A 21,048-nucleotide genomic window follows, 5' to 3' on the forward strand; every position below is an offset into this window, starting at 1 on the left:
GGTGGTGGGTGTTAGCCCACCACACCTTTGCTCACGTCAATTTCAGAGGCGAGGGCATACGAAAAACGCATTGATTTTCTGGGAGTGGATGTTTCCAGAAGCACTTACCTAAGTGAGCCATCAAGATGGTTGAAGTGACAGACGGTAAGTAACCATATTTAGGGACAATTATGAAACTGATCAATAAAACGCTGATTGCAGCAAGTATTTGCTTATCCTTTAATGCTTACGCGGCGGATGACCGTTATATCATTCAGGTCGACAGTGCAAATAAAGGTGTGGTTAAAAACTTAGCCAAAAAGCTAGGTGCGAACATCAACGTTGAAGGGGAGGCATTTTTCTCCGCCACGTTTGCGGGTAAAGACCTTGCCACGGTAAAAGGGCTACTGAACAACCCACACATCAAGCTGATTGAAGAAGATGCGAAACGTGAATTGTTTAGCTATAGCGATGATATTGGTGATGCGCGTGAAACACAAATCACCCCTTATGCTATTTATCAATCGCAGGCTCAAGCACTGACGCTGCAAGCTAATACAGGAATGAAAGTGTGTGTGATCGACTCCGGTTTGGATCGCTCCAATGCCGATTTTGAATGGCAGTACATTACGGGTGATGATGATGCTGGGACAGGCAGTTGGGATCAGCATGGCGGGCCTCATGGTACTCACGTAGCGGGAACCGTTGGTGCTGCCGATAACGGATTTGGTGTGATAGGTATGGCTCCTGGTGTACCGATGCATATCATCAAAGTGTTTAATGCCGAAGGTTGGGGATACTCTTCTGATCTCGCGTATGCGGCAGAAAAATGTCAAGCCGCAGGGGCAAATATCATCAATATGAGCTTGGGTGGTGGGCGTCCGAATAGTACAGAGGAGAACGCCTTCAAAGACTTTACCGCAGCAGGTGGCTTAGTTCTTGCCGCGGCGGGTAACTCTGGTAATGATGTTCGCAGTTATCCAGCGGGCTATGAATCGGTGATGATGGTGGGGGCGAATGATGCCAATGATGACATCGCGGTGTTCTCTCAATTTCCGCCTTGTACAACGGTTTACACCGGGAAACGAGGTAAAGACAAAGAGCAAATCATTGATAGCACGTGTGTTGAGGTGACCGCTGGTGGTGTGAATACCTTTTCAGCTTACCCTGCGGATATGGCCGTTACTTCCGTGCTGAATGCTGATGAGCAAACCGTCTCGTCCACTGGTCTAGATAATTCAAGCCAAGGTTACGTATCTGGTGATGTTCACTTTATGGGCATTGCGGACGCTATTGATAGCAATGCAGCCGGTAAAATCTGTCTTATTGATCGCGGTGTTATCTCCTTTAACGACAAAGTGATGAACTGTGAGGCTTCGGGCGGTATTGGTGCGGTTGTGGTCAATAACGTAGAGGGGATGCTTTATGGCACATTGGGTGAAGAGACAACCTCAACCATTCCTGCGGTAGGCACCGATTTGAAAGACAGAGATGTGTTGCATGCCGCGACTAACTTGAGTGTTGACATCAGTAACTCTGATTATGGTTTCATGAGCGGCACATCGATGGCAACGCCTGCGGTTTCTGGCCTTGCAGCGCTGCTATGGTCAAATCATGCTGAGTGTACCGGTAATGATATTCGTGATGCGCTTAAGCAAACTGCATTTGATGCGGGTGCCTCTGGTCGAGACGATTACTTTGGTTACGGCATCGTAAAAATTGCGGATGCACACCAGTACTTATTAACAAATGGGTGTAATGCAGCGCCAGTGGTTGATATTCAATTATCAACAGAGACCTACACGTCTAAGCGAGGTGAAAAGGTGGATTTGACATGGTCAGGCGCAACCACGAGCAAAGTGAATGTTTATCGTAACGGTGCTGTTATCTCAACAACCGGAAATGATGGTACGTTTACCGATACGTTGGGCGATGCCTATGGCATGTACACCTATCAAGTTTGTGAGCAATCGAGCAGTAACTGTTCAGATTTATCAAGCGTGTCATTTGATTAAAGAGTATCGTTAAACAGTAAAAAAACGAGCGCCCGTTTGTGGCGCTCGTTTTGTCTATGCCTTTTATGTGGCTGCTCACCACTTGCAACCGTCGCTTTCGTCTCAAACCTGTACATCAGTAAGACTATCCGATAAAAATATTTGCTGTTATCGAGTAAGCTATGGAATACAGGGCCAAAATGGATTGGCATAAACCTGAGCTCAGAATCAAAAGTGACTATGGTTAAGCTAAGTGGATGTTGTCAGGAGAATTTCATGGAAGAAGATGAAAAGGCAATTCTGGGGTTAGTGGCGATTGTCGGTGTGGTGTTGCTGTGGGTCTTTCTGGAAGAGTTCCGCTATTTTGGCTTACCTTTTACCCCGTAAAACACAGCGCTTTACGGGGCGTTAAATGAAACTTAGCTTGCTTGGTTAACCTTCTTTACTCGTTTACTGCTCGTACTTTGCCTTGCTTTAAGTCATACAAGACTTTTGCTTTCGGACCATCAGCAATGATGCTACCTTTTTCCATCACAATGACGCGATCGACAATGTCTAGCATCGAAGTCTTGTGCGTGATCAGTATCAGCGTTTCACTTGGCTTAAGGTACGCCAACTGGTGCTTAATATGCATTTCTGAGCGATTATCCATTGCGCTGGTTGGCTCATCCATTAATAAGATTGGGGGGCGACCGAGGAATGCTCGCGCAATATTGACGGCTTGACGCTGGCCACCAGATAACATCGCACCGCCTTCGCCTACTTGGCGCTCGAGTCCGGCTGGGTCCGATTGTGTAAACGTTGTCACACCTGCGCGGTTGGCGGCATCAAGCACATCACGGTCGTCAGTTAACGGTCGGCCTAAAGTAATGTTATCTCGAATCGAGCCAAAGAACAGGTTAGAATCTTGCGATACACAGCCGATATTGCGGCGAATGTCCACATGATGGAGCTGTTCTATGTCGGTGTCATCAATACGAACATGCCCTTCTGTTGGCTTATATAGGCCCATAATCAAGCGCTCAAGGGTGGTTTTACCTGAGCCGATACGGCCAATGATCGCCACTTTCTCTCCCGGGTTGATGGTCAGACTCAAATTACGAATAGAAGCAATGGGTGCTCCTGGGTAGTGAAAGGTGACGCGGTCAATGTCAATCTTACCTTGCACGATAGGACGATGAATGTAGCGTTTACCTTCTTCTTGTTCGTCAGGCATTTCCATCACTTGGTTAATGATAGTCATGGATGACTTTGCTTGGTTGTAGCGAGTAGAAAGTAATGAAAGTTGCACGAGAGGCCCAATCGCGCGACCGCTTAACATGGTTGCAGCAATAAGGCCGCCCATGGTTAGGTTGCCCTCGGCTATTAAGTAAACACCGAGAATGATCATTCCAACATTACTACTTTGTTGCACGAAACCTGCTGCGTTTTGAATACTATCGGTGATTCGACGGCTTTTGATGTTCCAGTTCGCCATGTGCGCGACGGCCTCTTCCCAACGGTATTGGAATTGACTTTGTGCACTGAGCATTTTCACGGTTTCTAATCCTGCTAAGCTCTCAATCAAGTTGGCGTATTTCTGTGAAGCAAGACGAGAACCTTCTTCAATTGAACGACGCAGTGGCCCTTGAATCAAGAGTGAGTGAATCACCAGTATCACGACACCAATCATTGGCACATACACCAAATCGCCCGCCATCAACCAAATGATGACTAAGAACAGAATGGCAAATGGAAGATCGATAAGCGCACTCACGGTTGCGGAGGTGAAGAACTCCCGGATGGATTCAAACTCTTGTAGATGACGAGCAAACGCACCGACAGAAGGGGGTTTGGACTCCATCCGAATGCCCATCACTTTGCTAAATAGCTTAGAGGAAATCAGAATATCGGACTTTTTACCCGCTACATCGATGAAATAGTTTCGTAGTGACTTGAGTAAGAAGTCAAACAAGAAGACCAAGAAGATGCCGCTTGCCAGCACCCACAAGGTCTCAAACGCGAGGTTTGGTACCACTTTGTCATACACCAAGCGAGTGAACATTGGTGCCGCAATAGCGAAGATGTTGATGAGCAGGGAAGCGATGAGCACATCGCGATAAATGCGTTTTGATTGCCACAAGGTTGACCAGAACCAGTGACCTTCATTCGTTTTGAGCACTTCAGGAGAGCGCTCGTCATAACGAAATTGCTTTTTAACTAAAAAATAGCGACCAGTGTACAGCTCAAGTAGGTCTTCTAATGGAATGGATATCGGAACCATTCCGCTCTCAAGGGTGGTGACTTCGGCTTCTTGCTTCTCTAGATCGATACTGTTGAGAACACAAGAGTCACCCCCTTTAAGAAGTAAGATAGCCGGTAGGATTAAGCTGGAGATATTCGCCAGCTCGGCACGGTTCTCCTTGGCAACCAATCCGGCCCTTTCCGCCGCTCTTGGTAGCAGGAAGGGGGTTAGTTTGCCCTCAGAGAGCGGAAGCCCATTAATAAGCGCTTCTGGAGAGTTGGCTAATCCGAAATAACGGCTAACGTAAATGAGCGAGTTCAGTAAAGGGTCTTTCATCCTTGGTAAACCTTTTAATCCTTATCAACGATGAAACCTTGGAATACCTCAACAAAGTGTTCGGTGAGGAAGTCCAACTGAATTTGTGTCTCAACACGCGATGCAATGGTCGTGATGCCCAAGTTGTGAGCAGTACGAGAGATCGAGGTTAAGGTGAATTTCTGTTTTTCGTCGTGCAGATTGTGGGTGAATAGGTAGTCCAGTTTGACGTAATTCGGACGGAACTCCTGAATGTACTCAAGCGACTGGAAGTTACGGCCATAGTTGTCGACACCAAACTCTGCCCCCGATTGACGAAGGGCATTACATAGTAGCGCCGTGTGGTGAGGATGCTCAATGTAACACTCTTCTGGGATTTCAAAGTGGAGCATTGGTGCCACTTTCGCATGTTTATAGAGCGTGCTAGTAACCCAGCGGATAAAGGATGGTTGAGATAAACTACTTTGTGCGATATTGAGCGCAACGGGTTCGGTCAGTTCACCACTTTCCAGCATGTTAATCATCGATTCAATCACGTATTGATCGAAGATATCGGTCGCTTCAAGTTGCTCTAGAGCAAACAGGTATTGGTTGGCACGATAGGACTCACCATCTTTCTCAATACTAGAGAACACTTCTTTATGGAATACTTTGCCCCAGGTGTTCTTTGCTGACTGAAAGCGGAACTTAATCCAACCGCTGTGGATTGCCTCTTCCACCAGTGCTTTCCATTGCTGTTTTCCCATCAAGCTCGATGGGCTATCGCTGCCAATAAAACCGTACGCTTTGTCTGGCTGTGCTTTTGCTTTGGAGAGCGCATTATCCACAAGAGAGAGCACTTCTGAACGTGACTTCAGGTCTTTACTGTGTGCCACCCCCAGAGCGACTTTAGGTTTTGCCAAGCCCGTTGGATCAGTATTGAGACCATTGACACAGTTGATGATGGTGTCGGCGATAATTCTTAGTTCGCTCTCGTCCATGTGTGGGAAAAGCAAACCAAATTCGTCGCTAGATAGACGAGCGATGGTGACTCCAGGTACATCGATGGTGTTTTTCAGACGTTGAGATAGCTCTTTCACGTGGGCATCAGCGCGTTGGTAGTCTTTCGTCTCGTAGATGTCACCAATATATTCTGCATGGAGTAGCGCGATACCCCCCTGAGTTTGTTCTGCTAACCATTGATCAACTTGGGTGATGTAGAAAGAACGATTACCAAGACTAGAGATAGGATCTAGGTACGCTTGTGCTCGCAATCGCTGCGCTTCTTTGGCCTGTTCTTTAAACGACAACTCAATTTGTGCAGACATCATGTTGATGCCATCGACGACTGCGATCAAATCTTTGGTTTTTGGACGAGTGAGTGGGTCGCCAAACTGGTTGTTGGCAATCTCATGCATTTTTTTCACGATCGCCGCTAACGGTTTGAGCGAACGACGCAGGATGTAGGAGATAGAGATTAAACCCGCTACGAAGATGATACCAAAGGCGGTCAGCAAGCGAATAAAGCCTTTCCATAGCTGTTCGTATGCAGCGCCTGGATGGCTAATGATCTCAACTTCTGCAAGTTGCATCCAACCGCTGGTGACCACTCGCTTATCGTGGATAGGCTTAAAGAGGTTAAGGTTGATAAACCATTGCGGCACCGTGCTTGGTTTGACTGGGTAAGAGCGCACAACTTGGTAGTCAGAATCAAGTGCAGTCAGGCGAACCACAGAATAGGTACTGCCGTCGAACAGTGCATTAATGACCGACTCAACCGCTACCTTGTCTTTGTCTTTTAGATAAGGAGCTAGTGCTAAACCCACGGTATTAATGGTGTTGTTGACCTCTGAACGTTGCTGTTGCTCCAAGCTGTCCCGAGTAGTATTGAATTCGATTACGAATACTGATGCCATCAAGAGTATAAAGACCGTAACCATTCCCACTACAAGCTTTTTATATAGGGTCATGTTTTTCACTCGTCATAGTTAATTATAGGTTTATTTAACTGCAACTTACGTTCGCGCGAGCGTAAGTCATTCCAAAGGCTCAAACGTGATGATTCTCCTGCTAGTTCTCCCGTACTAGCTGCAGATTTCATTAACCACAGGTCTTTACCGTTAAAACTGTATATCGGTAGCAAATTGCTACGCTTGGAGGCTCGAACTATCTTTGGATTGAGGTTATCAAGGATGAGCGGCTCTGAGTTGGCTGTTGGGTAGTAGGCTAACACCATATGAAACTGATTAAGTTCAATGGCCTTAACGTAGACTAAACGCATCTTTGAATCAGGGATGCCTAGCTCTAACAACGAGAAGTACTTTGCAATGGTAAAATCTTCACAGTCGCCCGCATTGCTGCCCAAAAATTCAAGGGGGGTTGCCCAATAGTCATTTTTCCCCCACAGTTTAATATCGTCAACGAAATACAGTTGATTGAAAAAGTCGTTGACGGCATTTAGCTTCTCCCGTGGTTCAAGTGCTTGGTAGACATCGAGGTTGCTGCGCCATGTTTTGACGCGCATCCCCGCTCGTTCTCCATAAATAGAGGTGACCGTATCCACCCAACTCTGCTCTTTGCTGTTTAGCGCTCCAATTTGAAACGAGAAACAACTTAGACAGGCTATCAATGTTACTTTACGCTTCAAATTAGGGGGCATACTCGACTCGTAACACAACTGTTCTCTTCCATTAGATTCGTCTATGAGAAATAATCGCTTTTTTGTTAAGCCGCTACCTATAATGCAGTGAGAGAGCATTGATACTACTCACTCTTTTAGTGCATTGGTTTTTGCGTTTAAAATTGGTTTAAGCAGGTACTCTAAAACGGTTCGCTTGCCAGTGATAATGTCGACCGAAGCGGTCATTCCTGGAATGATAGGCAAATCTTCGTTTTGACCGAAATTCGTCTTATCTGTTCGTACCCGGACAATATAAAAGCTGTTACCTTCTTCATCTTGTGTCGTATCGGCACTGATGTGTTCCAACTCGCCTGCTAAGCTGCCATATTTAGTAAAGTCATAGGCGGTTAATTTTACTATCGCATGTAAGTCAGGGCGTAGAAAGGCGATGTCTTTCGGCGCGATTTTGGCTTCAATTAATAACGTATCTTCTGTTGGCACGATCTCAACGATATCCATGCCAGGTTGGATCACGCCACCAACAGTATTGACGTTTAAGGTATTAATTTTACCCGTTACTGGCGAGACTACAACGGTTCGATTTACTCTGTCTGCTAAGCCCACGGCAGATTCTACTAGCGCAGACAACTGGTCTTGGGTGTGATTGAGTTTCTCTTGTTGCTCTGAGCGGAACTTGAGCGCCACATCAATGCGATTAAGCATCGACTCTTTGATCGACGATCTGATCATGGGTACTTTGAGTTCACTAGATGTCATTTCGCGACGCGTATCGTTCACTTGACGCTGTAACTTCAGCAATTCGATGCGTGGCACGACGCCTTCATCCGCAAGTGGCTTCGTGATATCGAGTTCTTTTTTTGCAAACTGGTAACTTTGACGCAGGTTGTTTACTCGAGCTTGAATTTCAACCAAGTCTTGTTGTTTCTGTTTTACTTGCTGATCAATGACGGACAACTGGTTTCTTAGGTTGTCTAAGTCTTGTCGGTATTCGGCTTTTTGACGGTGAGTCAGTTTCGGTTGGGTTTCTTCCAACATCGGTGGAAAAATGAGCTTGCCGTAGTCAATAATGACGCTGTCTTCCCAGTCTGCTACTTCAAAGTCACGGTTAACCCTCACACTAGTGATGGAAGCTGAAAGTTGTAACACGGAAGCGGTCAAGTTGGCGACTTGCTGCTCGCGCTCGCGAAAGTCAGAGCGGAATCGTGTATCATCAATGAGTAGTAGCTGTTGGCCTTTTTCAACGAGTTGGCCCTCTTTGACCAAAATTTCTTTAACCAAGCCTCCTTCTAGGTTTTGCACGACTTGGATTTGTGAAGAAGGGATCACTTTGCCTTTGCCGACAGTGACTTGATCGATTTGCGCCCAAGATGCCCAGCCAATTGCCGCAACAAAAAATAGCACCATAACCCAAAGCATCACGCGAGCGCTGTTTGGGGTGTTGAGGAGTAAAGCGGCGGTTTTGTCATCGACAAAATCCAGCTCCTCTTCACTGAGTTTGTTGTAATTGTCTCGGCTCATCACGTTCCTTGGATTACAAATACGAATTATCTTCTTGATCTTATTATTATTAACTGTGTATGTCAGCATGTATTTGTTAATAAAAGTGTGTGGAAAACTTGCGGATTGCGCGGCTAGAACATTTTGAACTCTGACTTATCCAATTGATGCTTTTTTAGTTTGTCGTATAAGGTTTTTCGAGATATTTGTAGCTCGAGCTGCACCTCTTTAAGCCTCCCTCCATGTCGCTGCAGGGCATCAAACAATAGGCAATACTCAAAGTGCTCCGTGCGTTGAGCCATGCTTTGAATTTCAATACTCTTTTCACTGTTCCATTCTTCGATGCGAAAGGTATCTGGCTTGAGTGCGCGTAACTCGGCAAACTGGCGTAATTGTTTAATATTCTCAGGCCAGTTAAGCTCAGTGAGCTGGGCGATCTCTTCGGCTGTTATGTGCGGTGGCTGTAATTGATATCGGCTAGCGGCATGGCGGACGAAGTGCTTATATAGCGGGCCAATGTCTTCTTTTCTTTGGTCTAAACTCGGTAAATATATCAAAGTGGCCAGTGTCTCCATATCTGCACTGACGTTGGTGGCTGCACCAAACACGCGTTGCAATCTAGGGTCGTTAAATAGGCATTGCCACTGTTCCATTGAAATATTTTCCGCATTGTGTAGGTATAAACTGCAATGGTCTTTTCCTTCGGTGAGCAGATGAAGGGCGCTATCGAAGGCATCAGATGATAAGTCGCATAAGTCGTCTCCTAATGCGGCGATCAATTCGCTATCAGCTAAAGCGTGTATGTCATGTGAAAACTGGGCGGCTAGCCTTCGACCTGTACCATTTTGTCCAACAAAGATAAGCGGTTGATGAGGAGCTGTGCTGATCAAGGTGCGACGGATGTTGACCATGGCTTGACTGTGGCCAATCATCTTGGGGCCAACATGGGTCTGCATGTCGAGCTCCTTTTTCAACCATACGTTTTCACGCAATAGGGTAAGCTTGTCGCTTGCGTTGTTGAGAGACTTTAATAGTTGCTCGGTAGAAAAAGGTTTTTCTAAAAAGTCGTACGCACCACTTTTCATCGCTTTTACCGCTGTTTTCACATCACCATGACCGGTCAATACGATGAATTGAAACTGGTGGTTTTTACCGAGCAACGCATCCATAAACTCCAAACCGTCCATTACAGGCATATGGATATCGGTAATGATGATGCTGGGAGAGTGCGGATCTATTACACGTAGCGCTTCAACTGCATTGGGGAAGGTGTTGACATCAATTCCCTCAATAAGCAGAGCTTGAGTGACCGCATCGCGGATATGCGGATCGTCATCCACAAAGAAAACCGGGTCACGCATGCGCACCTTCCTTTTGTTTATTCTGCTGTTGCTTATTAAAAGCGTTTACGATTGGCACCGAGATGACAAAAGTCATACCGGCAATGCGTTGTGCGTTGCTATCAAAATGATGATGGACACTCAGTGAGCCTTGATAACTTTCTAGAATACGTTTTGATATCGTCAAACCGAGTCCAAGCCCCTCAGGCTTGGTGGTAAAGAATGGATCGAATACTTTTTCCAACGCCTGTTCTGACATGCCAGGCCCATTATCAGAAACTAAGATGTCACAATGTAATTGATGATGTTGAATGGCAATGGAGATCTGTGGATCGATACCATGTCCTTCCATTGCTTGAGCTGCATTATGAAAAAGGTTAATCAGCACTTGTTCTAACTCGACATGGTGAATCGCTAACTGTAAGTCGTGTGCAATGCTAGGCACTTTGAGTGTCACGCCTTGCTTGATCAGTTTATTGCTCAGAATGCTGGTGGCGTTGTGCACGGCATCATGCAGTATCGAAATTTCGTTCTGCGGACCATTATCGGCTTTGCGAGTGAAAATTTTGAGCCGTGCGATGACTTCAGCAATGGTGTCATTGAGGGTAAGCATCTTGTCTAAATTGCTCTCAACCATTTGGTAGCGCTCCATGGTCATCAAGCGTTGTGAATTTTCCGTATAGGTTTTTAGTGCGGCGAGCGGTTGGTTGATTTCATGATTGATGCTAGCGGAGAGCTCACCTAATAGCGCTAGTTTCGCTGCTTGAGTCAGTTCTTGTTGGGTCTGTTTGAGTTCTTGTTGGCTTTGTTCATATTGACGTACGGTTTGTTGTAGTTTGCGATTGGCGTCGCTAAGCACTAAGGTTCGTTGTGTCACTTTTTCTTCTAAGCTGATGTTCATTTGAGCTAAATGTGCTTTGTTGATCATCATTTGTCCCCATGCTAGAGCAATTAATGCCAGCAGTGCGAACAAAATGAGAAAGATCACATCTGCTTGCAAAACGGCGTTTAAAACTTGCTGCTGGCTAACGAGTGCGATAACACGAAAACGCTTATCAAACAGTGGCGTCACGTAAGCGAAGTAGTCAGGTGACCTCAACAGCTGATTGTCGGTGAATTCAGTGTCACCACTTTGCGCCGTTAAGTCACCACGATACAGCGGTAATGTGTCGCCGTATTGACGAGTTTGATTTAGCTCCGTGCGAGCTGACTCCGATAGTGGGAAGAGGGCTCTATAACGCCAATTGGGTAAATTTGTCATAAAGACGACATCGTGCACGCCCGTAACCAGCACGCCTCCCTCATGCTGAATAAGACGTTGCTCGAGCTGTTCTAAATTGACCTTTATGGTAATAACACCTGCTACTTGATTATTGATCCAAAGTGGCGAGGAGGAGAAGTAGCCTCGCTTATTAGAGCGTAAACCAAGCGCCACATACTGCGCTTTTTCACCTTTGAGTGCATTTTGGAAGTAAGGACGAAAACTAAAATTGGCGCCGATAAAGCTGTCAGCTTGTTGATAGTTACTTGAAGCAATGACTAACCCGGTACGGTCGTGAACGTAAATCGTATCGGCCAAGCTTTGTTTCAACCAATCAGACAGCAATAGGTTGAGGCCTCGAGATGGCTGGCCTAATTCAACCGCTGTTAATAAGCGAGGATCGTGGCTAAGAAGACTGGGGATCTGCTCAAATTTTGCTAACTCGTAACTAATTTCTTGCGCGGTTTGAGAGGCTTGTTTTTCGAGTTTATTTTGCCATTGTTCATATTGGTATTGAGTTGCGTATTGATGAGTCAGAACAAGGCCGATCGTTCCAATGGTAAGCAATAACGGTAAAAAAAAATAGCGTAGGTTTTTTGAGTGGGATAAATTCACGTTCGGCTCACTTGTTTTTAACGTTATGTTATCAAAAGGTATTTAGCGATGCTGTGAGCCGCAGCGAGAATGAGAGATAACATTTGTTGAATTCGCTTGATGAGTGATGCGATGGAGCGTGAGATTGACGATTGCGTGGCTTAAGAACGGAGTCGGGTCGGTTTGCTGTCCTTGAATTTCATCATCATCAAGCGCACAATCAACAAAAACGAGTCAAGGAGTGAAGATGGAACTTGCTGATATTCGTCGTGAGTACACAAAAGGTGGCCTGCGTCGGAAAGATTTAAAAGCAGATCCGATTGATCAATTTAACCTGTGGTTATCGCAAGCGGTAGAAGCTGGATTGACCGATCCAACCGCAATGACGGTCGCAACCGTGGATGCGAACGGCATGCCGTATCAACGCATTGTTCTGCTGAAAAACGTCGATAAAGATGGCTTTGTGTTCTATACCAATTTAGGCAGCCGTAAAGCGCAGCAGCTTGAGCACAATAGCCGTATCAGCTTGCATTTCCCTTGGCACCCACTTGAGCGTCAGGTTCACATTACGGGTGTTGCAGAAAAGCTGACTGCGATGGAGAATATGAAGTACTTCACTTCTCGCCCGAAAGATAGCCAATTAGCAGCGATTGCCAGTAAGCAAAGTAGCCGCATTTCTGCTCGTGGGGTACTGGAAGGTAAGTTTTTAGAGTTAAAACAGAAATTTGCTAAAGGTGAAATCCCAGTCCCCACCTTCTGGGGTGGTTTTCGCGTTAAACCGCAAAGCATCGAGTTTTGGCAAGGCGGTGAGCATCGTTTACATGATCGCTTTTTATTCGAGCACCATGAAGGCCGATGGGACATCGAGCGTCTTGCGCCATAAGTTTTGTGATTTAACTAGATAGATAAACACCGCTCATTTTGGCGGTGTTTTTGTTTGTGGATTGAGTGACGGTATTGGAGTCTATCTATCACCATTGATCACGATCGACAGTTGATATTGCGCACATTCAATGATCGGGCTGGCCATTTCAAAGTCGGTTTTACCAATACAGGCTTCAGGCGAAACGTGCCCTATCAATTCTGCATATTCTTGATTCACATAGCGGAATACTGAATCTTTATCCTTGCATCCCCAACACCCCGGTAGTTGCCGAAGAAGCGGCTGTTATATGGTATTGATTGGAATATTCACCAGAGGACTCACTTTGACCTTATCGCCAGTGTTATTGCTGGTCTTTGTGCTCACGTCATTGACTATTCATGGTTCGACACACCTCCATGCCTTGATCATGCTTTCGATCGTCAAACCAGGCTAAGCCGAGTGGAGAGAAATATGCTCAAAAAAACTCAGCGTGATGACTAACATCAGATTACAGTGAGGTATGCCATATGGTATCAGGTTATGCTTTTGTTTTTATTTGAATAAGATAAAAAAGCCCACCTGATACGGGCTGGCAACACATGATAATCTTGTCGACGTGTAGAAGCGGTTCTAAATTACCAGGCGAGGGTCTGTCAAGTAAGTTCGGGGTATCAATTAGATACCGTGAGCTTAGGCTTGTATGCAGCCTAGAGCTTCAGTTCTAATGTATTGAATCTGGGGCATATTAGTAAGGGGGAAATGCCTCTATGCCCCTGTTTTAGTGATTTTTGTGTGCTTTAGAGCGTAATTTTTATCTTGGCTCTTACATTGGTGTGCATTTTAACGGTAAAGATCTTTGATAAGTGTTTATCGCACCTTCGGTCATTTTTGCTATCTGGCGGTTTTTGTTAAGAAAATTGATTGCACATTGACCGTAGGTTATATTCACATGATCATTGTTCCGGAACGATGATCATGCAGGGCGCTATGATCACATTGATTTGATCTTGGATGATTGGTCTAGGGAAGATTTGCAAGCTAGCAGAGAAGGTATATGATGCCAATGTGTAAGCCGACCGTGTAAAGACGACTGTTCGAAATGAGTGATTCAGATAACCCGAAAGCCCCGAGATATAAAGAGATCATGTTGCCAAAACCAGCAGAATTGATCACACTTCCGTCTTATATGGATTGCCATGATCATGCTTACACGCAGATCGTGATCGGTTTGAAAGGTCAAGCGGAATTTGAAGTGCGTGGACAAGGCAATTTGGTTGGCCCTGGTCAAGGTTGTATCGTAACGGCGTGCTCTGATCATGCTTTCGGAGGGGTGATTCATCAGTCAGATATTTTGGTGCTTAACATGCCAAAACCGACTAACGATGATCCAGAAATGCTTCAGAAAATCAATAATCTAGAGCGGTCTCATCTTTATTTCCAACTGGATGGCCAAATTCAAAAGCTGATTCAGATGTTGGTGCAAGAGATGCGCAATCATCCTAATGATTTGTTACTCAGTCGTGCGTGCAACGACACTGTGATTGCTCTGATGCAGCGTCATATCTCGGCATTTGAAACCTCGAAAAAAGAATCCCGTTTTGATTTGGATGCCATCGATCGTTACATCGAGCTGCATCTGAGCCATAAAATTAGTGTCGCTCAATTAGCCGGCAGCGTGTTCTTGGGTGAGAGTCAATTCCACAACCTTTTCAAAGAGCAAATGGGTATTACGCCGCATCAGTATGTTCTAGGCAAACGTATTGACATGGCGCGTGACTTGATTGAGCAAGGCCACTTAACGCTAGGGCAGATCGCCGAGTTTACGGGCTTTTCTAGCCAAAGTACGTTTACTCATACCTTCACTCGTTTACAAGGCTTATCACCGTCTCAGTATAAGAAACAAATTGGGTAATATTGCTCAATCTATAGCTTATTTAATGACAGCTGCGCATCTGCCGCGGTTTGTTGTACCTGAATTTTGTTCGGAAAAGTCGAATTTTTTGAGTCATTTTCAGCAAACTTGTTGTGTTTTTATCCATTTCTTGCCAAAGCGCAATCTAAATCGTTCTTATTCAAACAAAGTCTGGTGAAAATTAACCCGAGTTTGTTGTAAATAACGCGTAAAAATGAACTTTTACAACACAATATATTATCTATTTATGTGTGACTATGTAGATGTTTTGTTATAAAAGCGAGTATTTAGCAAAAAACTCGGAGTTTTTGACAAGTATTCTTTATGCCCTCAAAATACACTGCCAGCCATTGATGAGCCTCGAAGCGGTTTTCGAGGAGAGAGATTGAGGAAAACGCATGTTTACAGCAACGAACGTGTTAGCACCGGAATTTATCGAGCAGTCGCTTGATAACTTGTGGTCACTGATCTCGCCATTGTATATGGTGGACGAGTCTCAATGGCTAGAGCAACTATTGCCACTAGCAACGCCGACAGCGGAAGAAAAATCGGCAATCACGACCCAAACAACCCAACTTATTGAAGCCATTCGGGCCGATAAGAAATCAATCCAAATGATTGATGCATTGCTGCTGGAGTACAGTTTAGATACCCAAGAAGGTATCTTGCTGATGTGTCTTGCAGAAGCGTTGATGCGTATTCCAGATTCAGCAACGGCTGATGCACTGATTAAAGACAAGTTAAGCGTGGCTGATTGGAAATCTCACCTTAAGAGTTCTGATTCGGTGTTCGTTAACGCATCAACTTGGGGCCTAATGCTCACGGGTAAAGTGATTGGCCTTGGTGAGCAAGAAACCCAGAGCCCAGGTCAGGCTGTAAACCGTCTGGTGAACAAATTCTCAGAACCGGTGATTCGTAAAGCCATGTATCAGGCAATGAAGATCATGGGTCATCAGTTTGTACGTGGTCGTACGATTGAAGAAGCGCAAAAGAATGGCCGTCCAATGCGCGACAAAGGTTTCACTTATTCATTTGATATGTTGGGTGAAGCAGCGCTAACTACGGCAGATGCAAGCAAGTACTTCAAAGATTATCTAATGGCGATCGAAGCTGTTGGTCGTGAAACGTATGGCAGTGACACGAGTCCTGCGCCTTCTGTCTCTATCAAGCTGTCTGCACTTCATCCACGTTACGAAGTGGCGAATGAAGAGCGCGTGATGACTGAGCTTTACGACACGCTAACGCAACTGCTCAAGCGTGCGATTGAAGTGGACGTTGCTATCACGATTGACGCAGAAGAAGCTGATCGCCTAGAGCTGTCATTAAAACTGTTTGAAAAGCTATACCGCAGTGACCTAGTGAAAGGTTGGGGCAAGTTTGGGTTGGTGGTACAAGCCTACTCAAAACGCGCACTACCGGTCCTGGTGTGGTTGAACGGTCTAGCGAAAGAGCAGGGCGATCTTATCCCACTACGTCTAGTAAAAGGCGCGTACTGGGACAGCGAAATTAAATGGTCGCAGCAAGCGGGTTACACCAACTACCCAGTTTACACTCGTAAAGAAGCCACTGATGTCTCTTATCTCGCGTGTGCACGTTTCCTACTAAGTGAAGGCGTGCGTGGCAATATCTTCCCGCAGTTTGCGAGTCACAATGCACACACCGTGACTGCGATTGCCGTGATGGCCGCGCACAAAGATTACGAATTCCAACGTCTGCATGGTATGGGTGATTCGCTTTATAATCATGTGATGGACACTTACGGTCAGCCTGTGCGTATTTACGCGCCAGTTGGTAGCCATGCGGACCTGCTGCCTTACTTGGTTCGTCGCTTGCTAGAAAACGGCGCGAACAGCTCGTTTGTGCATCGTTTGGTGGATGCGCGTTGCCCGATTTCAGAGCTGACGCAGCATCCAGTGGATATGCTAACCCGCTTCGACACGCTGAATAACGGTCAAATTCCATTGCCAACGGATATCTTCCCAGAGCGTAAAAACTCATACGGTGTGAACGTTGATATCGACAGCGAAGCGAACCCATTTGAAGCGCAAGTTGAAAGCTTCCTAACTCAGCAATGGATGGCGGGTCCGATCATCAATGGCGAGAAGCATGCCGAAAGCATGATCAAGGAAAGTTCAGCAGAGATCATTACCGCACCTTACGATCGTCGTATCGAAGTGGGTCAGGTGGCTTTCGCAAACCTTGATCATGTTTCCGCTGCGATCGAAGCCGCTGATGCTGCATTTCCTGATTGGAAAGGTACGGTGATTGAACAAAAAGCCGCATGTTTAGACAAGCTTGCGGATCTGATGGAAGAAAACCTCGCGGAGCTGGTGGCGATTTGTCATCAAGAAGCAGGTAAGACGATTCACGATAGCATTGATGAAGTGCGTGAAGCGGTCGATTTCTGTCGTTACTACGCCAAACAAGCGCAAAACCTTCAACCATTCGAGTTGGAAGGCTTTGATGGCGTGAAGCGCATTTCTAGCCGCGAAGGTTTAGGCGTATTCGTTTGTATCAGTCCATGGAACTTCCCTCTGGCGATTTTCCTTGGTCAAGTGACAGCGGCACTTGTCGCAGGTAACACGGTTGTGGCCAAGCCAGCTGAGCAAACCAGCTTAATTGCCGCTCGTGCGATTGAATTGATGCTAGAAGCAGGTTTCCCTGCGGGTGTGATTCAGCTATTGCCGGGTCGTGGTGGTGAAATTGGTCATGCACTTACATCTCACGATGCTATCGCAGGTGTGGCATTTACTGGTTCGACAGCAACGGCGCAGCGCATCAACGTGACGCTTGCCGAACGCAGCGCGAAGCCAGTGCCGTTTATCGCTGAAACTGGCGGTCAAAACGCTATGATTGTTGATAGTACTGCACTGCCAGAGCAGGTTGTGCGTGACGTGATTCGTTCTGCTTTCGCTTCTGCAGGTCAACGTTGTTCTGCTCTGCGAGTGCTGTTTGTTCAAGAAGACGTAGCGGATCACATCATCAACCTGATCCAAGGTGCGATGAATGAACTGCATGTTGGTATCCCTTATCTACATAAAACCGATGTGGGTCCGGTTATCGACAGCAATGCAAAAAACAAACTCCTTGCTCACCTTGAACACATGACGAACACGCAAACCAAAGTTGCGCAGCTTCAATTGGATGAAGCTTGTCAGCACGGTGATTTTGTATCGCCAAGCGCGTTCGAAATCTCGGGCATTGATGTTCTGAAAGAAGAGCAATTCGGTCCTATCTTGCACATTGTTCGCTTTAAAGCATCTGAGTTGCCAAACGTGGTTGAGCAAATCAACCAAACGGGTTTTGGTCTCACAATGGGCATCCACAGCCGTAACGAAACCACTTACCGTTGGATTGAAAAACACGCTCGTGTAGGCAACTGCTACATCAACCGTGATCAGGTTGGTGCTGTCGTGGGCGTTCAGCCATTTGGTGGTCAAGGCTTGTCTGGTACGGGTCCGAAGGCGGGTGGTCCTCACTACCTATACCGCTTCACTCTACAACATCTTGTTCAAGCAGAGCAGGCATAAGGAGTCGCATTATGGTTCATCAGATTACGTATTTTAAAGATGCATTCTCTGCGTGGGAGCAGTGGAATCTGACCGATTTTGATTATAAGTGTGAGCATTTGCTGGCATTTAAATCTGCTGTTGAAGCGCAGCATGCTGTGGTTGGCAAAGTGGTGTCTTTCCATTTGCAACAAGCGTCTACACTTTTAGCAGAAACACATCAGTTAGTAGGACCTACGGGAGAAACTAACGAGCTGTATGCTGCGGGTCGCGGTGTGGCTTTGGTGGTTTGTGAAAACAACCTAGAAAACACCGAGAATGCGCTATACAGCACTTTTGCAATGATCACCAGCGCCCTAATTGCAGGGAACAGTGTGGTGATTTGTAGCGACAATGCAGAGCTTAATCAATTGGTTAAGCAAGCTTTGGCGTCAACTAACTTCCCATCAAATGTAGTCCAAGTGGTTGCGTACGATGCGTCTGGCCTATTGCTAGACAGTGACGTGCGCAGTGTGGGCTATGTTGGGTATTCACAGGTTGAGCATGCGCTTAACTTGCAATTGGCTAAGCGTGACGGTGCTATCGTCGGCTTAGTTTCTGAAACGGATTTAGAGTCACCGACAGTGGCTCACGATCCTCATTTGTCGTTACGCTTTATTACTGAGCGTACTCGAACGATAAATATTACGGCGGTGGGCGGCAACGCAACTCTACTCGAGTTGGGGAGCGACTCTCACTAACCTGACTTGTGGTGCCAACCTAACAACAAAGAGCCGTAGAGCTCATTTGGGTTGGTCTCTCTTGTTTTGGTGTATTGCTGAGACGGCAAAATATCAAAGAAGGCAAGGAAGGAAATAATTATAACGAGGACTATCTAATGATAGAAAATGGTTTTGCTATCACGACCACATTCGTGGCGTATTTGTTAATTATGGTTGCCATTGGCGTCTATGCGTATAAAAGAACTTCCAATTCATCGGACTACTTTCTAGGTGGTCGTAGCCTTGGCCCTTGGCCTGCGGCACTTTCTGCAGGCGCATCAGACATGAGTGGTTGGTTGCTACTCGGTCTTCCGGGGTATGCGTATGCGGCAGGTATTGAAGCGTTTTGGCTAGCTGGTGGTCTATTGGTGGGGACATGGGCAAACTGGTTAATCAACGCGAAACGTCTACGTACGTTCAGTATTCAAACCGATTCACTGACACTGCCAGAATTTTTATCGCGTCGTTTTAACGATAAGTCGAAACTGATCCAGACAATCTCTGCGTTCTTTATTCTTCTGTTTTTCCTTTTCTACACCAGTTCTGGCTTGGTCGCAGGGGGGAAATTGTTTGAAACCGTATTTGGCTTGGATTACAGCATCGCGGTTGTTATTGGTACCGTATGTGTGGTTTCGTACACAATGTTTGGTGGTTTTTTAGCAGTATCTTGGACCGACTTGGTGCAAGGCTTGCTAATGGCCGCGGCATTAATGATCGTGCCAGTTGCCGTTATGGATGGTGGGTTAGGTCAACTTGCTACTGACATGCGCGATATTAACCCAGAGTTGCTGACACTTTGGAATGATGTCAATGGTGAACCTCTATCTGCAATCGCGATCATCTCACTCGTTGCTTGGGGCTTGGGTTACTTTGGTCAGCCACATATTTTGGCTCGCTTTAAAGCATCACGTTCAAACAAAGATCTGACGACTGCGCGCCGTATCGCAGTGGGTTGGACTGCACTTTCTATGACGGGTGCACTGTTGATCGGCCTAGTGGGTTTGGTATGGGTGACAAACCACCCTGGTACGCAGCTCGATGACGGTGAAAAAATCTTTATGCTGTTGGTGAACACCGTATTCCACCCGGTGATTGCAGGTATCCTACTTGCGGCCATTCTAGCGGCAGTAATGAGTACGGCGGATTCTCAGCTGCTTGTATCGTCATCTGCACTTGCAGAAGATTTCTACAAGCAGGTGATCAAACCTAACGCTTCTTCTGAAGAAGTGGTGATGATTGGCCGTGTAGGTGTTATCGTGATTTCTCTTATTGCTCTGTTCCTAGCGATGACGCCAGACAGTTCAGTTTTAGGTCTGGTATCTTATGCGTGGGCTGGCTTTGGTGCTGCATTTGGCCCTGCCGTAGTACTAAGCCTTTACTGGAATGGTATGAACCGTAACGGTGCCTTGGCGGGCATCCTAGTGGGTGGCATTACTATCGTCGTATGGAAACAACTGACGGGCGGTTGGTTTGATGTGTATGAGATTGTTCCAGGAATCATCTTCTCTACCATCGCTATCGTGCTTGTGAGCAAGATGACTGGTGGTGCGACGCAAGAAGTTATCGAACAATATAAAGAGTACGAGAAGAAACTGGTTGAACTAGATTAATTCTTCTTGAGTCAAAACTAAGCCCGCGATCTTCGCGGGCTTTTTTGTCGCCTCAATCATAGTTTATGTTCAGTATATGGGGATCCAAAGAAGGTGCGCCGCAAATGTATTCTGGCTACACATGGCGGTTTGGTGTGTTTTAGCTGCATGAGCTACGTTTTGATGTTAGTTTGAGCGGATCTCTTTAGCATAACTAAAAGTCATTTAAACAGATACACTTAGATAGATTCCGTTGGGTGACGCTGATTATTAACTTGGTTTACTAGGAATAAACTGCGAGAATCGAAGTGTCAAAAAATACCAAATGGTTAAATATGAAACTTTTAGTTCGTAACTTGGCTCGTGAAACCACGGAGCAAGAGATCCGCAAGCTGTTTTCAAACTACGGCAAAGTTGAACTTTGCACGCTAGTGTTGGATCAAGATACTGGTCTGTCGAAAGGCTTTGGCTTTGTGATCATGCCTGATGAAGCAGAAGCGGCTTCTGCTCTTAAAGCGTTGAACCTGTCTCAGGTTGCAAAAAACGCGATCCGCGTGAAAGTCGCTCAAGACTAACACCGAATAGAAG

The 21,048-nt window shown here is 46.0% G+C and carries 13 protein-coding genes and 1 pseudogene; 7 read left to right on the forward strand and 7 right to left on the reverse strand.

The genetic code is table 11. From position 1 onward, the window contains the following. Positions 1-170: 170 nt before the first annotated feature. Positions 171-1,994, forward strand: coding sequence for a S8 family serine peptidase (locus AK965_RS04370; protein ID WP_099078457.1), 1,824 nt, complete (start codon positions 171-173; stop codon positions 1,992-1,994). Between the two features lie 421 nt (positions 1,995-2,415). On the opposite strand, the gene AK965_RS04375 is transcribed toward AK965_RS04370, so the two are convergent. The 6 genes from AK965_RS04375 to AK965_RS04400 form a co-directional block, all read right to left on the reverse strand. Then, positions 2,416-4,533, reverse strand: coding sequence for a type I secretion system permease/ATPase (locus tag AK965_RS04375; protein ID WP_099078458.1), 2,118 nt, complete (start codon positions 4,531-4,533; stop codon positions 2,416-2,418). Positions 4,534-4,547: 14 nt separating this feature from the next. Continuing rightward, positions 4,548-6,461, reverse strand: coding sequence for a LapD/MoxY N-terminal periplasmic domain-containing protein (locus AK965_RS04380; protein ID WP_099078459.1), 1,914 nt, complete (start codon positions 6,459-6,461; stop codon positions 4,548-4,550). Between the two features lie 5 nt (positions 6,462-6,466). Further along, the gene (locus AK965_RS04385; RefSeq protein WP_099078513.1) at positions 6,467-7,150 is read right to left on the reverse strand and encodes a transglutaminase-like cysteine peptidase; all 684 of its coding nucleotides are present in this window, start codon (positions 7,148-7,150) and stop codon (positions 6,467-6,469) included. A gap of 108 nt (positions 7,151-7,258) precedes the next feature. After that, entirely contained in the window at positions 7,259-8,650 is a 1,392-nt protein-coding gene (locus tag AK965_RS04390) for an HlyD family type I secretion periplasmic adaptor subunit (RefSeq protein WP_099078460.1), read from the reverse strand. A 113-nt stretch (positions 8,651-8,763) separates the two neighbouring features. Continuing rightward, positions 8,764-9,990 (reverse strand): sigma-54 dependent transcriptional regulator, encoded by a 1,227-nt coding sequence (locus AK965_RS04395; protein WP_099078461.1) that lies wholly within the window; start codon positions 9,988-9,990, stop codon positions 8,764-8,766. Beyond that, on the reverse strand, positions 9,983-11,887 hold the full coding sequence (locus AK965_RS04400; protein WP_099078462.1) for an ATP-binding protein: 1,905 nt from the start codon (positions 11,885-11,887) through the stop codon (positions 9,983-9,985). The genes AK965_RS04395 and AK965_RS04400 overlap by 8 nt, the downstream gene beginning before the upstream one ends. A 184-nt stretch (positions 11,888-12,071) precedes the next feature. Here AK965_RS04400 and pdxH point away from each other — a divergent pair, with 184 nt between their 5' ends. Next, positions 12,072-12,707 (forward strand): pyridoxamine 5'-phosphate oxidase, encoded by a 636-nt coding sequence (pdxH, locus tag AK965_RS04405; RefSeq protein WP_099078463.1) that lies wholly within the window; start codon positions 12,072-12,074, stop codon positions 12,705-12,707. A gap of 120 nt (positions 12,708-12,827) precedes the next feature. Here the strand turns inward: pdxH and AK965_RS04410 are convergent. Then, positions 12,828-13,019 (reverse strand): annotated as a pseudogene (locus tag AK965_RS04410) (PAS domain-containing protein); the annotation flags it as partial. A gap of 769 nt (positions 13,020-13,788) precedes the next feature. Between AK965_RS04410 and AK965_RS04415 the strand changes: the two are divergent. The 5 genes from AK965_RS04415 (at position 13,789) to AK965_RS04435 (ending at position 21,035) form a co-directional block, all read left to right on the forward strand. Beyond that, complete coding sequence (locus AK965_RS04415; RefSeq protein WP_099078464.1) at positions 13,789-14,601, forward strand: AraC family transcriptional regulator; 813 nt, start codon at positions 13,789-13,791, stop codon at positions 14,599-14,601. Positions 14,602-14,999: 398 nt separating this feature from the next. Beyond that, a complete protein-coding gene (gene putA, locus AK965_RS04420) occupies positions 15,000-18,131 on the forward strand; it encodes a bifunctional proline dehydrogenase/L-glutamate gamma-semialdehyde dehydrogenase PutA (protein WP_099078465.1) in 3,132 nt (1,043 codons plus the stop codon). An 11-nt stretch (positions 18,132-18,142) separates the two neighbouring features. Beyond that, positions 18,143-18,850: a 1-pyrroline-5-carboxylate dehydrogenase gene (locus tag AK965_RS04425; RefSeq protein ID WP_099078466.1), complete on the forward strand. Its 708-nt coding sequence runs from the start codon at positions 18,143-18,145 to the stop codon at positions 18,848-18,850. A 137-nt stretch (positions 18,851-18,987) separates the two neighbouring features. After that, complete coding sequence (gene putP, locus AK965_RS04430) at positions 18,988-20,481, forward strand: sodium/proline symporter PutP (RefSeq protein ID WP_099078467.1); 1,494 nt, start codon at positions 18,988-18,990, stop codon at positions 20,479-20,481. A gap of 314 nt (positions 20,482-20,795) precedes the next feature. Next, positions 20,796-21,035 carry an RNA-binding protein gene (locus AK965_RS04435; RefSeq protein ID WP_099078514.1) on the forward strand — a complete coding sequence of 80 codons (240 nt, stop codon included), beginning with the start codon at positions 20,796-20,798 and terminating at the stop codon, positions 21,033-21,035. Positions 21,036-21,048 lie beyond the last annotated feature (13 nt).

Source organism: Vibrio sp. PID17_43 (assembly GCF_002608565.1).
Classification (GTDB): domain Bacteria; phylum Pseudomonadota; class Gammaproteobacteria; order Enterobacterales; family Vibrionaceae; genus Vibrio.

What these genes read in the sequence shown, in the direction of transcription:
- AK965_RS04395 (WP_099078461.1), bottom strand. Translation starts at nt 9,990, where the DNA reads ATGCGTGACCCGGTTTTCTTTGTGGATGACGATCCGCATATCCGCGAT.
- AK965_RS04380 (WP_099078459.1), bottom strand. Translation starts at nt 6,461, where the DNA reads ATGACCCTATATAAAAAGCTTGTAGTGGGAATGGTTACGGTCTTTATA.
- AK965_RS04370 (WP_099078457.1), top strand. Translation starts at nt 171, where the DNA reads ATGAAACTGATCAATAAAACGCTGATTGCAGCAAGTATTTGCTTATCC.
- AK965_RS04385 (WP_099078513.1), bottom strand. Translation starts at nt 7,150, where the DNA reads ATGCCCCCTAATTTGAAGCGTAAAGTAACATTGATAGCCTGTCTAAGT.
- AK965_RS04390 (WP_099078460.1), bottom strand. Translation starts at nt 8,650, where the DNA reads ATGAGCCGAGACAATTACAACAAACTCAGTGAAGAGGAGCTGGATTTT.
- putP (WP_099078467.1), top strand. Translation starts at nt 18,988, where the DNA reads ATGATAGAAAATGGTTTTGCTATCACGACCACATTCGTGGCGTATTTG.
- AK965_RS04425 (WP_099078466.1), top strand. Translation starts at nt 18,143, where the DNA reads ATGGTTCATCAGATTACGTATTTTAAAGATGCATTCTCTGCGTGGGAG.
- AK965_RS04415 (WP_099078464.1), top strand. Translation starts at nt 13,789, where the DNA reads ATGAGTGATTCAGATAACCCGAAAGCCCCGAGATATAAAGAGATCATG.
- AK965_RS04435 (WP_099078514.1), top strand. Translation starts at nt 20,796, where the DNA reads ATGAAACTTTTAGTTCGTAACTTGGCTCGTGAAACCACGGAGCAAGAG.
- putA (WP_099078465.1), top strand. Translation starts at nt 15,000, where the DNA reads ATGTTTACAGCAACGAACGTGTTAGCACCGGAATTTATCGAGCAGTCG.
- AK965_RS04375 (WP_099078458.1), bottom strand. Translation starts at nt 4,533, where the DNA reads ATGAAAGACCCTTTACTGAACTCGCTCATTTACGTTAGCCGTTATTTC.
- pdxH (WP_099078463.1), top strand. Translation starts at nt 12,072, where the DNA reads ATGGAACTTGCTGATATTCGTCGTGAGTACACAAAAGGTGGCCTGCGT.